We start from the raw sequence: 12,896 nt of genomic DNA, 5'->3' as shown, positions 1-12,896 counted from the left end.
CCTGCCGGCGGCGAGGGCCGGCCCGTGGCTGTTTGCCGGCGCGCCGCTCGCCGGGGGCGGCCAGCTCGTCCTGGCGGCCCCGATGCGCCTGCTCCTGCAGCCGGACGCCGCGGGAAAGGTCCAGATGCTGGTGACGTGGCAGGGCCTGGTGGTGGCGTCCAACCAGGCCGCACCCCTGCAGGCGGAAGCCGCGCTGGGCCTTGACGCGGTCCATCTGCGAGCTGCGACCTCTGGCGACAGGGGCGTGAGGGGGCTGCTGGGTCCAGGCCGGCCGGCTCAGGTGGCGGCGACCCGCACCCCGGACGGCGGCTTGATCGCCGTGGTGGCCGTCCCGGCGCCCTCACTCATCACCGCCCAGAGCGCTCTGGCCACCAACGTCTTCGCCCTGTTCACGCCCCTGGCCATCGGGCTGCTGCTGACGCTCGTGCTGATGATCCAGACCCGCAAGGCCGACACCGCCCAGACCGCGCGCCGCGAGAGCGAACGCAAGTTCCGCCTGGCGGTGGAGGCGGCGCGCTGTGGCATCTGGGAGTGGGACCTGGCGGCCGACCAGGTCTCCATGTCCGACGTCACCGGCGTCATGCTGGGCTGGGGCGGCGGCGGCTTGGCGGTGGGGGAGGACGTGATCGCCCGCATTGCGCCCGAGCACCGTGACCGGGTGCGCCAGGCCCTGCGGGGGGCGGCCGAGTTCGGCGCACTGGACGTCAGCTTCTGCGTGCCCCTGGCGGCCGGAGGCGTGTCCTGGATCGACGCCCGGGGCCAAGCCTTCGGTACGCTCGTCCCCCTGACCGCCGGAGCATCCAAGACCGCCTACAGTCGGGTCATTGGCGTGGCGCTGGACGTCACCGACGAGCGCACCGCCGAGCACCGGGCTCAGGCGGCCGAGCGGCGGCTGCACGACGCCATCGACAGCGTCTCCGAAGCCTTTGTTCTGTGGGACCGCTACGGCCGGCTGATCATGTGCAACCAGACGTTCCGGGAGGTCTTCTCGCTCGAGCCTCGGGTCCTCAAGCCCGGGGCCACGCGAAGTTCGGTGCTGAAGCTCGCCGAATTGGCCGTGCGCGCCCACACCCCGGTCGCCAACCCGGCCCGGCCGGGTCTGCGCGAGATCGAGACGGTGGACGGCCGCTGGCTGCAGGTCTCGGAGCGCCGCACCGCCGAGGGCGGCCTGGTGATGACCGCCGCCGACATCACCGGCATCAAGCGCCAGGAGGAGGCGCGGCGGCTGAACGAGGAGGCGCTGCAGCACGCCGTCGCCCGCCTGGAGGAGAGCCGCCGGGAGCTGTCCGAGCTGGCCCGCAAGTACCAGGCTGAGAAGTTCCGGGCGGAGGGGGCCAACAGCGCCAAGAGCGAGTTCCTGGCCAATATGAGCCACGAGCTGCGAACGCCGCTCAACGCCATCAACGGGTTCTCGGAGATGATGGTGGGCGAGATGTTCGGCCCGCTCGGGGACCCGCGCTACAGGGAGTATTCGTCAGACATCCTGGCCTCCGGCCAGCACCTGCTGGCCCTGATCAACGACATCCTGGACATGTCCAAGATCGAGGCGGGCAAGATGAACCTGCACCTCGAGGCGGTGGACGTGGCCGAGATCGCCGCCGAGGCGGTCCGGCTGATGCGCAACCGGGCCGAAAGCGCGGGCCTGCTGATCGGGGTGATCGCGCCGGACAGCCTACCCACCATCGAGGCGGATTACCGTGGCTTGAAGCAGATCCTGCTTAATCTGCTGTCCAACGCCATAAAGTTCACCCCGCAGGGAGGACGGATCACCGTGCGCGTGGCCGAGATGCAGCGCGCAGGCGGTCCGCGTGTGCGCGTTGGCGTCACCGATACGGGCATCGGGATCGCGCCGGAGGACCTCGGCCGCTTGGCGCGTCCCTTTGAACAGATTGAGACCCAGCACTCCAAGACCCAGCAGGGTACCGGTTTGGGTCTCGCGCTGACCAAGGCGCTGGTGGAGCTGCACGAGGGCGTCCTGGACATCTCCAGCGAACTGGGCGTGGGCACGACGGTGAGCTTCACGTTGCCATCAAAGCCGCTGGCCCCGTCCAAAGTCCGCGTGGAGATGGAGGCGGCGATGAGGCTGGGCTGAGCCGACAGGGCCGCAGGCGGTCAGTGGAAGTCCCGCGAAGGCGGCACGACCCGCACCTGGCGTGGATGGACGGGGGTGGGGGTCTGCCCAAGGCGCGCGTTCCTGATCACCTCGTCGTTGCGGGCGAGCGGGGGCTTCAGGTCCAGTTCCGGCTCGGCCAGGATGCGCAGATCCGCGCTGCGGTCCACCAGGCGGTGGACCAGCACATGCACCACCTGCTCGGCCTGCTCGGCCTGCTCGGCCTGCTCGGCCTGCTCGGCCTGCTCGGTGCGCTGGATGCGCCCATGCGCCTCCAGCAGCCTCGCCGCCATGATCTCCCGGCGGTGACGCTCGAACACCTCCGGCAGCACCACAAGGTTGGCGACGCCGGTCTCGTCCTCGATGGTGATGAAGCACACCACGCCTGTGCCCGGCCGCTGGCGCACCAGCACCACTCCGGCGGTGGAGACGGGGCTGGCGTCCTTCAGCCCCCCCACCTGGGCGCAGGCGACCACGCCCCGAGCGGCGAAGCGGTCGCGAAGGAACCCCATGGGATGGCCTTTCAGCGACAGCCGGGTGGTCTGGTAGTCGGCCACCACGTGCTCGCTCAGCGCCATGTGCGGCAGGGGAATCGGCTCTTCGGGATCGGGCAGGTCCGACAGCAGGGGCGGCTGCGCGCGTCCTGAAAGTCCCCGCACCCGCCACAGCGCCGCGCGCCGGTCCAGGCCAAGCGAGCGCATGGCGTCCGCCTGGGCCAGTGTCTGCAGCTGGGAAGGCGTCAGGCCTGAGCGCCGCGCCAGATCGTCGAAGTCGGCGAAGGGTGCAGGCTGAACCCCCGGCGTTCTCAGACTTCCATTTTCCCCGTCATCCTCGGTGTCCCAAGGATCGAGCCGTCCGCCTGGCGGGCGCTGTCGCGCCGCAGGCGCTGGGCTCGAGGTCAGCCTTGGTCCTCGGGTCAGGCCCAAGGATGACGGAGGCGCGAGGGAGCTCGTCGGCGCGAAGACCCGGCCGCCCCGAGCCTCCACCAGCCGTGTCGCCGCCGCCTCCGCAAACCCGTCGACCTGGCGTAGCCCCAGCCGTAACGCCCATTCGCCGTCCTCCGCCGGCTCCAGCGTGCAGTCCCAGTCGCTGGCGCCGACGTCCGCCGGCCGTACCTCCACCCCGTGCTCTCGGGCGTCGCGTACGATCTGGGCCGGTGCGTAGAAGCCCATGGGCTGGGCGTTGAGCAAGGCGGCCGCGAACACCGCCGGATGATGGTGCTTCAGCCAGGCCGAGACGTAGACCAGCTTGGCGAAGCTGATGGCGTGGCTCTCCGGGAAACCGTAGGAGCCGAAGCCCTCGATCTGCTTGAAGCAGCGTTCGGCGAACGCCTGGCTATAGCCGCGCGCCGTCATGCCGCCCACCATCTTGTCGCGATAGGGCGTCACCCCGCCGGTGCGGCGGAAGGTGGCCATGGCGCGGCGCAGGCCATCGGCCTCCGCATCGGTGAAGCGGGCGGCGACCATGGCCATCTGCATGGCCTGCTCCTGGAACAGGGGCACGCCCAGGGTGCGCCTGAGCACCTTCTTCAGTTCGTCGGGATCGCTACCGGCGATCGTGGGACCCTCGTAGACCACCTCCTCCAGCTTCTGCTTGCGGCGCAGGTACGGGTGGACCATGTCGCCCTGGATCGGACCCGGGCGCACGATGGCGACTTCGATGGCCAGGTCGTAGAAGGTCTGGGGCCTCAGGCGCGGCAGCATGTTCATCTGCGCCCGACTCTCCACCTGGAAGACGCCCACCGTGTCGCCGCGGCCGAGCATCTCGTAGACGGCGCGATCGTCGTCGCGGTTCTTCTTGATATCGGCCATGTCGGCGATAGGGACGATGCCGTAGCCGTTCAGCATCTCGAACGCGCGCCGGATGCAGCTCAGCATGCCGAGCGCCAGCACGTCGACCTTCATCATCTGCAGTGCGTCGATGTCGTCCTTGTCCCACTCCAGGAAGGTGCGGTCGGGCATGGCTCCGTTGAGGATGGGAACGGTCTCGTCCAGCCGTTCCTGGGTCAGCACGAAGCCGCCCACGTGCTGGGACAGGTGGCGCGGCAGCTCGATCAGCTGGCCGGCCAGCCCCAGGGCCTCCTCGATCTGTGGGTTTTCGGGGTCGAGCCCTGTCTGGCGGACGTGCTCGGGATCGGGTTCGCTCCCCCAGCTTCCCCAGACCATGCCGGCCAGGGCCGCGGTCACGTCCTCGGTCAGCCCCAGGACCTTGCCGACCTCGCGGATGGCGCTGCGGGGCCGGTAGTGGATCACGGTGGCGCAGATCGCCGCCCGCTCGCGGCCATAACGGTTGTAGAGGTGCTGGATTACCTCCTCCCGCCGCTCGTGCTCGAAGTCCACGTCGATGTCGGGCGGCTCGTCGCGCTCGTCGGAGATGAAGCGGGCGAACAGCAGGTCGTGCTGGGCCGGATCGACGGCTGTGACCCCCAGGCAGAAGCAGACCACGCTGTTGGCCGCCGAGCCGCGTCCCTGGCACAGGATGCCCTTGTCGCGGGCGAAGCGCACGATGTCGTGCACGGTCAGGAAGTAGTGGGCGTAGCCGCGGCGTTCGATGAAGGCGAACTCTTCGCGCAGCTGTCTGACCACCTTGTCCGGCGCGCCCTCAGGATAGCGCCACTGCAGGCCCTGCCAGCTCAGGGCCTCAAGGTGCGCCTGGGGCGTACGGCCGGGCGGCACGGGTTCACGCGGGTATTCGTAGCGGAGTTCGCCCAGGTCGAAGCCGCACAGCTGCAGCAGCAGCTGGGTCTGGGCGAGGGCGTCGGGATGGTCGCGGAACAGACGCGACATCTTGACGGCGGGCTTCAGGTGGCGCTCGCCGTTGGGCTGCAGGCGGCAGCCGGCGTCCTGCAACGTCACATGCTCTCGGATGCAGGTCATCACGTCCTGCAGCCGCCGCTTGTCGGGATGATGATAGAGCACGTCGTTGACTGCGAGCAGCGGCGTTCCGACAGCCTGGGCCAGCGCCGCCAGGAGGTCGAGCCGACGGGCGTCGGCGGCTTCATAGCCCATGGCGCCCGCCAGCCACACCAGGCCGGGATGCGCCTCGGCCAGGGCGTCCAGCACGGGACGGACCCGGACCGGGTCCGGCCGCCGGGGGGGAACGAGGGCCAGACCCAGGCCCTCGCCGCACCTGAGCAGGTCCTCAAGCTCCAGCCGGCACTCGCCCTTGCGGGTTTTCCGGTTGCCCTCGGTGAGCAGGCGGCAGAGCCGCCCATAGCCCTCGCGGTGCAGCGGATATGCCAGCACGTCCGGCGTCCCGTCGGCGAAGACCAGCCGGGCGCCGACAACGTAGCGGAACCGGGTCAGGACCTCGCAAAGCGTGGCGTCGCCTTCCGCTTCGGCGATCTTGCGTATGGCCCGAAGGCGGGTCCAGGGCCGCACGACGCCGGCCAGCGTGTTGCGGTCCGCCACAGCCATGCCGGCATGGCCGAGTTCCAGCGCCGTCTCCACCAGGTCCTCCGGCGTGGAGGCGCCGTGCAGGAAGGAGAAGCAGGTGGCGACAGCGAATTCGGCATAGGGCGGGCTCATCCGAACAGGCCGTGCAGGAACCAGGCGGGGATGGCCGGGGGCGGGTTGCAGGCTTCGAGACAGTCTCCTGCAGAGCCTTCCTCAGCATGGCGAAAGTCTGTGCGGTCTGTTTTCTCCTCATCCTGAGGAGCCCCGAAGGGACGTTTCGCAGGACGCACTTCAATCGGCCGCGCTACGTCGCCTCGTCCTTCGACAGGCTCGAGATGAGGTGATCGGGAAGGCGGAGGCCCTGACGCCAGCTTTAGCTTGAACGCGGGTTCGGGCTTTGGCGGCGGGCGGACCGGCTTGATCATCTCGCGCCGGGACTTCTCGCGATCGACCGCCTCGCGCGTCGGGTCGGGCGGCCCTGCTGGGTCCGGCGCGTCGTAGCGGCCCTGGCGGAACACCCAGTAGCGGCGGCCCGCCTCATCCTCCAGGCGGTAGTAGTCGCGGACGCAGAGGTCGGTGGGATGGCGGGCCCACTCCGGCTCCAGCCGCTCGGGTCCTTCGGCGCGCACCACTGTGCGGGTCACGCGTCGCCAGGTGAAGCGGGCAGGCGGCCCTTCGGGCAGGCCCGCGGCCGTCACGGCGATGGGCTGGGGCGGCCGGAACAGGCGCAACGGGCGGAGTGGCGTGTCGAGGAAACGGGGCGGTTCCTCCATCTCTGGGGTCGTCGTCCGGGTGGCCGGCGCATCCAAGGCGGCGACCGCGTCGGCGACCTCGGGCGTGTGCCGGTCGGCGGCGGTCAGGCGCAGGACGGGTGCGCCCGTCCTCGCGGCGAGGCGGTCGGCCAGGGCCTCCACCGATCCGGGTGCGCCGCTCTCCTGCAGCAGGTCGGCGCCGCCGGCCTGGAGCGACTGGGTGCGTTCTGCGGTGAGGCGCAGCTGGTCGAAGCCGAAGTCGGCCTGCAGTCCGTCGTTCAGTCCCGCCAGACGCTCGGCGAACAGGGACGCGATGCGCGCCGACTGGCGCAGCGGCCGGCTGGCGGCCACGCCGAGCCGTTTCACCGTTCCGTCCAGCCGAAACAGGTCCAGCGCGAAACTGCGGCCGCCCAAGGCCCGGCCTTCAAGCTGGACGGCGAGGTCGACGGCCAGATCGCCCACCACCTGCATCACCTGCTCCGCCTCGGTGACGGGCTCGAACAGCCGCCGCTCGGCGCGGAACACCGGCGTCTCCAAGCGGAGCTCCAACGGGCTGGCGCGCTCGCCCAACGCCTCGTCAAGCCGGTGCAGGGCCTCGGGCCCGAGCCGGCGGGTAAGGGCGGCGCGCGGGAGCGCCAGGAGCTGACCGATGTGCTTGAAGCCGAGCTGGCGCAGGACGGCGCAGCCCTGCGGTTCCAGGCGGAGCGCCTCCACCGGCATGGGGGCCAGCAGCGCCGCGCCGCCTCCCGGCGCCACCACGCCCCCGCCGCCGAAGCGGGCGGCCGCATAAGCCAGCGCGGGCGTGTCCGCCAGGGCGGAGCGCAGCTCCAGGCCTGCGCGCTGCACCACCGCGCCAGCCGCCATCAGCAGTCGCGCTTCGCCTCCGAACAGGGCGGCGCAGCCGGTGACGTCCAGGTCCAACCCGTCGGGCGCCTGTAGGGCGAGCGCGGGCGTGAAGCGGCGGCAGGCCTCGGCCAGGCGCATAAGCAGGGCCAGGTCGGCGGCCGGATCGGCCAGGGCGACCGCCAGGGCGGGGAAACGGGCGCGGGCATCGGCCAGGGTCATGCCCACGCTCAGGCCCTGGGCGCAGGCCGCCTCATCGACCGCGGTGAGCCGCAAGGCGTTCTTGCGGGTCTCCACGACGACCTGGAGGCTTGCCGGAGGCCCCCGCCACAGCCGGTCGGTAGACAGGCGTGGAAACCACAGGTGCACGAAGCGGCGCGGCGGGCGTCTGAGGGAGGCGGAAGGCGGCATCGTCGCTGCTCCAGTCCACATTGAACCGGCCCGTGGGACCAAGCCGGTTTCGGATCAGTTCCAGCTCCAGCGCGGGGGCTCCGAGATAGTCCCGCGGTGCCTGGCTCGGGCGCGAGCGGACGCGCCAGCGGGTCATGGCGGCGCTGGTGGCCTCCAGGTCCGGAGTGGCCAGCAGGGCCAGGGTCGAGGTCTGGCGGCCGTAAAGGTTCAGTCTCTGGGTGGCGGCCAGATCGAGCTTGCGGGCGGCCCTAGGCGCCTCGGCCAGCACTGCGGCGACCGCGCCGGATCGCACCGCCTCGTCCACGATGCGCAGCGCCTCGCCGCCTTCACGCGCGTTCACCAGCACCAGGCGCCCGGGATCAAGGCCAAGCGCCCAGAGACCCGGGCCGTACAGGCCGCCGCCCTCGTTGAGCGCGCCCGGTTCCTGGACCACCAGGGCCTGGGCCTGCGGGTCGCATCGGAAGAGGCGGGCGAGGATCAGCACCATGAACAGCAGGGCGGTCGCAGGCTCGCCCGCCGGGCCGCAGACCTCGTGGGCGCCAAAGGTCGGCCCGCCCGGACTGAAGCGGCTGTCCAGCGCCTCCAGCCCGAAGCTGAAGGCAGGGGTCCAGCCCGCCTCGGCGGTCCGTCGCCGCTGGGCGTGGACCGACGGGCGCAGCCCGCCTTCAGGGGCTTGACGCTCGAGCGACTCGATGCGGCTGCGGAGCGCGTCTAGGGTGGGCGAGGCGGTCATGAGGTCCTGAACGCGAAACCGTTCGCGTTTCGTTCCAACATGGATTCCGGGTCCGAGGCGTGGAGTCAAGGAGAGTCTTGATTCGCCCTGCATGGCTCAGGACAGGATGGTGTCGAGTTGCTCCAGAGCTATCCGCGCCTCCTTGATCATCTCGTGATCCGCCAGGTTCGCCGGGACGAGGCGATCGCGGTAGTGGCGACCGATCCATTCGACCAGGCGGCCATGCAGCCGATCGTCCAGGCGATGTGCGGGATTGGCGGCGGCCAGATCTTCGGGGGTCATCACCACCCGCAGACGAAGGCAGGCGGGCCCGCCTCCATTCCGCATGCTCTCACGCACGTCCACATACTCCACCCGCCGGATCGGTCCATTAGATGCGACCAAGCCTTCAGCCACGGCGCGGGCGCGGGGATGCTCGGCGACATCGATGGGCGCCACGAGGGTCAGGCGCGCCTCGCCAGGCGCCTGCACCAGCATGGAATTAAACAGGTAGCTGGAGATGGCATCGGCCAGCGGCAGCTCCGCCTCGCCGATCTCCACGAACTGCGGCTCAAACAGGCCAGCGGCGGCGGCGCGCACCTCCGCCTGCATGGCGGCCGGGTCCTCGAAGGCCGCCTGGTGGTAGAACAGGCAGTCCAGCGCGCCGACGCAGACTACGTCGTTGTGGAAGGCGCCCGCCTGGATGGCGCGGGGATTCTGGCGCAGGTGGACCGGGCGGTGGGCTCCGTGGCGGCGGGCAACGGCCTCGAACGCTTCGCAGGTCTGGCGAGCGGGAAAGCGGCCGGTCCAAGCCTCGTAAGCACCTCGTCCGTATACGAACAGACTTACTCCGGGCGCACCATGTTCGGCGCACAGGCGCACATGGTTGGCGGCGCCCTCGTCTGCGAGGTGGGGCTGAGGCGGTAACGCGTCATGGACAGTGAAGCGGCGGGGATCGGAAAAGATGCGCTTCAGCGCCGCCGTCGTATGGGAATGTTCCAGGCTGCGATGCAGGTTGGTGAGCAGGTTTGCGGGGGTGAAGTGCAGTCGCCCATCTCCGCTGTCGGCCGAGGGCGTGACCGTGGCGGCGTTGGCGGCCCACATGCTCGACGCCGACCAGGCGGAGCCGGCCAGGATCGGCGCGGCTTTCCAGGCGGCGGCGTTCACCTCGGCGTCCGAGCCGGTGAAGCCGAGGCGGCGCAGGAAGCCGAGGTCGGGGCGAGGCTGGGGCGGCAGGACGAACTGGGGCAGGCCCATGTCCGCCAGCCGCTTCATCTTGGCCAAGCCCTGGAGGGCGGCGGCGCGGGGGTTGGAGACAGCGCCGAAGTTCGACTGGCTGGCGAGGTTGCCCGGAGACAGGCCGGCATAGTTGTGGGTGGGGCCGACCAGTCCGTCCAGGTTGGCTTCGACGGCGTCCGTCACGGCCGAAGGCCTTTGATCTCCGAGGTCGTGTCCACCGCTCGCTCGGCCTCGAAGCTGGCGACGGGGTAGGCGCAGTAGTCGGCGGCGTAGTAGGCGCTGGGTCGGTGGTCGCCGGAGGCGCCCAGACCGCCGAACGGCATGTTCCCCGCCGCGCCGGTGGTGGGGCGGTTGCGGTTAACCACGCCGGCGCGGGAGCGGTCCAGGAAGCGGCGCCACAGGGCGTCGTCGTCGCTGACCAGGCCGGCGGAGAGGCCGTAGCGGGTGGCGTTGGCGGCTGAGATGGCGTGGTCGAAGTCGTCGACGCGGGTCACCTGCAGGACGGGAGCGAAGATCTCCTCGTCGGGCGAGGCGATCCCGGTGACGTCGAGCAGGGCTGGAGTGACGAAGGCCTCGCCCAGGCCCTCCGGTTGGCGGAAGGGCAGGAGGGGACGGGCGCCATTGTGGACCAGGCGTTCCACCTCGTCCCGGGCGCCGGCCGCGGCGCGGGCGGAGATCAGCGGGCCCATGAAGGGTTCCTCATCCGCGTCCCAAGCCCCGATCGCCAACCGCTCCGCCAGGGCGGCGATGGCCTCCACCACCCGGTCGCCTGCGGGACCTTGGGGCAGGATCAGCCGGCGGGCGCAGGAGCAGCGCTGGCCTGTGGTGACGTAGGCGGACTGCACCGCGATGGCGGCGGCGGCCTCCGGGTCCGCGTCGTCCCACACGATGAGCGGGTTGTTACCCCCGAGCTCCAGCGCCAGGATGACCTCGACACGGTCTACGAACTGCCGCCGGAAATGGGCCCCAGCGCGGGCGGAGCCGGTGAACAGCAGCCCGTCGATGGGCTGCTTCAGCAGGTCCGCGCCGGTCTCGCGGCCGCCCTGGACCAGGTTGAACACCCCGGGCGACAGGCCCGCGGCTTCGAACGCCTCCGCCATGCGCCGGCCTGCAAGCGGGGTCTCCTCCGAAGGCTTGAACACCACCGTGTCGCCGGCCAGGAGCGCCGGGACGATGTGGCCGTTGGGCAGGTGGCCGGGGAAGTTGAACGGGCCGAGCACCGCCATGACCCCGTGCGGCCGGTGGCGGAGCACCGCGCGGCCGAAGCCGGTGGCCGCCTCGCGGGAGCCCGCACGCTCCGCCTGGGCGGCGATGGACACCTCCACCTTGGCGATCATGGAGCCGAGCTCGGCCCGGGTCTCCCAGAGCGGCTTGCCGGTCTCGCGCGAGAGATCGGCGGCGAACGCCGGCGCGCGGGCTTCCAGCACGGCCTTGTAGCGGCGGACCGCGGCGATGCGCTCGTCGAGCGGCGCGTCGGCCCAGGGGCGGAAGGCCTTGAGGGCGGCGGCCACCGCCTCAAACACGTCGGTCCCTGCCGCCGTCGCGCCGCGCCAGACCGGGTGTCCCGTCGCCGGATCGGTGGAGACCAGCTCAGGGCCGCGGCCTTCACGCCAGCGGTCGCCGATGTAGAGTTCGCCGCTCATGGGGCCACCCGGATCAGGTCGCCCTCGGCGACGTGCAGGGCCTCCGCGGCTTCGCGACCGATCTCGGCGTCGTCCGGCGTCAGCAGGGCGGCCGTGCGGGTGGCGCGGAAGCTGTCGATAGCGTCGCGGGAGACCAGCATGGGCGGGCCGTCCACGCCGTCCACGATCCTGGCGCGGCGGCGATGGCTGTGGCGCACCGTGGCGATGTCGTCGCGGCGGGCGGAGACGGTGGGGCCGGCGTCGAAGATGTCCACCAGGCTGGCGTAGCGGAAGCCTTCGCGCTCCAGCATCACCCGGGCGGGCTCGCCCTCGCGGTGCACCCGGCCGACGCTGTCGCGAGCCGTGTCGGGCAGCAGCTCGACATAGATCGGATGGCGCGGCGCCAGGTCCAGGATGAACTGGCCGTCGGTGGAGGCGCTGGCCATGTCGGCCTGGTCGAAGGGCAGGCGGAAGAACTTGCAGCCCACCATTTCCCAGAACGGGCAGGTCCCGTCCGCGTCGAACCAGCCGCGCAGCTCCGCCAGCACGTGTTCGGAGAAGTGCTGGGGTTCGGCCGCCATCAGCATGTAGCGCGACTGGGCGAGCAGGCGGCCTGCGCCCCCGGAGCGGCGCTCGGGGCGCAGGAACAGCGAGCCCACCTCGCTCCAGCCGGAGCACTCGTTCACCAGCACCAGCGCTGTGTGGTCGAACCGGGTGCGGATGGCGGAGGAGAACTGGGTCAGGGTCACCACCCGGAAGGAGAAGAAGGGTCGCTTCAGCCCCACCGCCGCCTTGATCCCGGCCACGCCGTCCACCCGGCCGGTGGCGGAGTCCTCGATCATCAGGGTGTACCAGGCCTCCAGTGGCGCGATGGCGCCTGAGAAACTGTCGGCGGAGATGGCCAGCCGCTCGCGCAGCGTCGGCTCGTCCTCGGGCAGGCTGGTGAAGCCCCGTCCGGACAGCACCGCGAGTTCCGCCAAGGCGTCGTAGTCGTCAGGCCCCGCGGGGCGCACCACCAGCATGGCCAAGCTCTAGCGGAGCCGCGGGCGGGGCGGAACCCCGGGCGCAGGCTTGCACAGCGGGTGTGCGTCCTTCGAGACGCGGGCCTTGGGCCGCTCCTCAGGATGACGAATGGGGTGGGTCGCGATCCTTCGTCATGCTGAGTAGGGCTCTCGAAGTGAGACCGTTCGAAGCACGCAGGCCCAAGGCTTCAGCCGACTGACACCGCATGGCGCCGCCGCTCCACCGAGGAAGGGATGCGCATGGCCTCGCGGTACTTGGCGACGGTGCGCCGAGCGATCTCCACGCCGGTCTCCTTCAGGATCTCCACGATGCGGTCGTCGGAGAGCACGCCCTCGCGTTCCTGCTCGGCGTCGATCAGGCCGCGGATGCGATGGCGCACGGCCTCGGCCGAGTGCGCTTCGCCGCCGTCGGAGGAGGCGATGGACGAGGTGAAGAAGAACTTCAGCTCGAACACGCCCCGGGGCGTAGCCAGGTACTTGTTGGAGGTGACGCGGCTGACGGTGGATTCGTGCATGCCGATGGCGTCGGCCACCGTCTTCAGGTTCAGCGGGCGCAGGTGCTCCACGCCCAGCGCCAGGAAGGCGTCCTGCTGGCGCACGATCTCGCTGGAGACCTTCAGGATGGTGCGGACCCGCTGGTCCAGGCTCTTCACCAGCCAGTTGGCCTGGGCGTGGCAGTCGGCGACGAAGGTCTTTTCTGCATCCGTGCGGGCGCCGGCCGACACCCTGGCGTAGTAACGGCGGTCGAGCAGGACCCGGGGCAGGGTGTCGGAGTTCAGCTCCACCCGCC

The 12,896-nt window shown here is 70.9% G+C and carries 7 protein-coding genes and 1 pseudogene; 1 reads left to right on the top strand and 7 read right to left on the bottom strand.

Annotated features, from left to right (window positions below):
* Nucleotides 1-2,092, top strand: a 2,092-nt coding sequence (locus tag HUV06_RS10160; protein WP_174301159.1) for an ATP-binding protein, incomplete at its 5' end; no start/stop codon positions are given.
* Nucleotides 2,093-2,112: 20 nt separating this feature from the next.
* Here the strand turns inward: HUV06_RS10160 and HUV06_RS10155 are convergent.
* From HUV06_RS10155 to HUV06_RS10125, 7 genes and pseudogenes are all read right to left on the bottom strand, one after another.
* A complete protein-coding gene (locus tag HUV06_RS10155; protein ID WP_174301158.1) occupies nucleotides 2,113-5,637 on the bottom strand; it encodes an error-prone DNA polymerase in 3,525 nt (1,174 codons plus the stop codon).
* The gene (locus HUV06_RS10150) at nucleotides 5,634-7,397 is read right to left on the bottom strand and encodes a DNA polymerase Y family protein (RefSeq protein ID WP_174301157.1); all 1,764 of its coding nucleotides are present in this window, start codon (nucleotides 7,395-7,397) and stop codon (nucleotides 5,634-5,636) included. Before HUV06_RS10150 ends, HUV06_RS10155 begins: the two co-directional genes overlap by 4 nt.
* On the bottom strand, nucleotides 7,354-8,244 hold the full coding sequence (locus HUV06_RS10145) for an ImuA family protein (protein ID WP_174301156.1): 891 nt from the start codon (nucleotides 8,242-8,244) through the stop codon (nucleotides 7,354-7,356). The genes HUV06_RS10150 and HUV06_RS10145 overlap by 44 nt, the downstream gene beginning before the upstream one ends.
* A gap of 96 nt (nucleotides 8,245-8,340) precedes the next feature.
* Complete coding sequence (locus HUV06_RS10140; protein ID WP_174301155.1) at nucleotides 8,341-9,645, bottom strand: N-succinylarginine dihydrolase; 1,305 nt, start codon at nucleotides 9,643-9,645, stop codon at nucleotides 8,341-8,343.
* Entirely contained in the window at nucleotides 9,642-11,105 is a 1,464-nt protein-coding gene (astD, locus tag HUV06_RS10135; RefSeq protein ID WP_174301154.1) for a succinylglutamate-semialdehyde dehydrogenase, read from the bottom strand. The genes HUV06_RS10140 and astD overlap by 4 nt, the downstream gene beginning before the upstream one ends.
* On the bottom strand, nucleotides 11,102-12,106 hold the full coding sequence (locus HUV06_RS10130) for an arginine N-succinyltransferase (protein ID WP_174301153.1): 1,005 nt from the start codon (nucleotides 12,104-12,106) through the stop codon (nucleotides 11,102-11,104). Before HUV06_RS10130 ends, astD begins: the two co-directional genes overlap by 4 nt.
* Before the next feature lie 188 nt (nucleotides 12,107-12,294).
* Nucleotides 12,295-12,896, bottom strand: a pseudogene (locus HUV06_RS10125) (RNA polymerase sigma-54 factor); the annotation flags it as partial.

The organism is Caulobacter sp. S45, from assembly GCF_903642205.1.
In the GTDB taxonomy this organism is placed as follows: domain Bacteria; phylum Pseudomonadota; class Alphaproteobacteria; order Caulobacterales; family Caulobacteraceae; genus CAHJWH01.
Note: the sequence above shows the minus strand (reverse complement) of the source record. Positions and strands in the feature narration are given on the sequence as shown.

What these genes read in the sequence shown, in the direction of transcription:
- HUV06_RS10155 (WP_174301158.1), bottom strand. Translation starts at nt 5,637, where the DNA reads ATGAGCCCGCCCTATGCCGAATTCGCTGTCGCCACCTGCTTCTCCTTC.
- HUV06_RS10145 (WP_174301156.1), bottom strand. Translation starts at nt 8,244, where the DNA reads ATGACCGCCTCGCCCACCCTAGACGCGCTCCGCAGCCGCATCGAGTCG.
- astD (WP_174301154.1), bottom strand. Translation starts at nt 11,105, where the DNA reads ATGAGCGGCGAACTCTACATCGGCGACCGCTGGCGTGAAGGCCGCGGC.
- HUV06_RS10130 (WP_174301153.1), bottom strand. Translation starts at nt 12,106, where the DNA reads ATGCTGGTGGTGCGCCCCGCGGGGCCTGACGACTACGACGCCTTGGCG.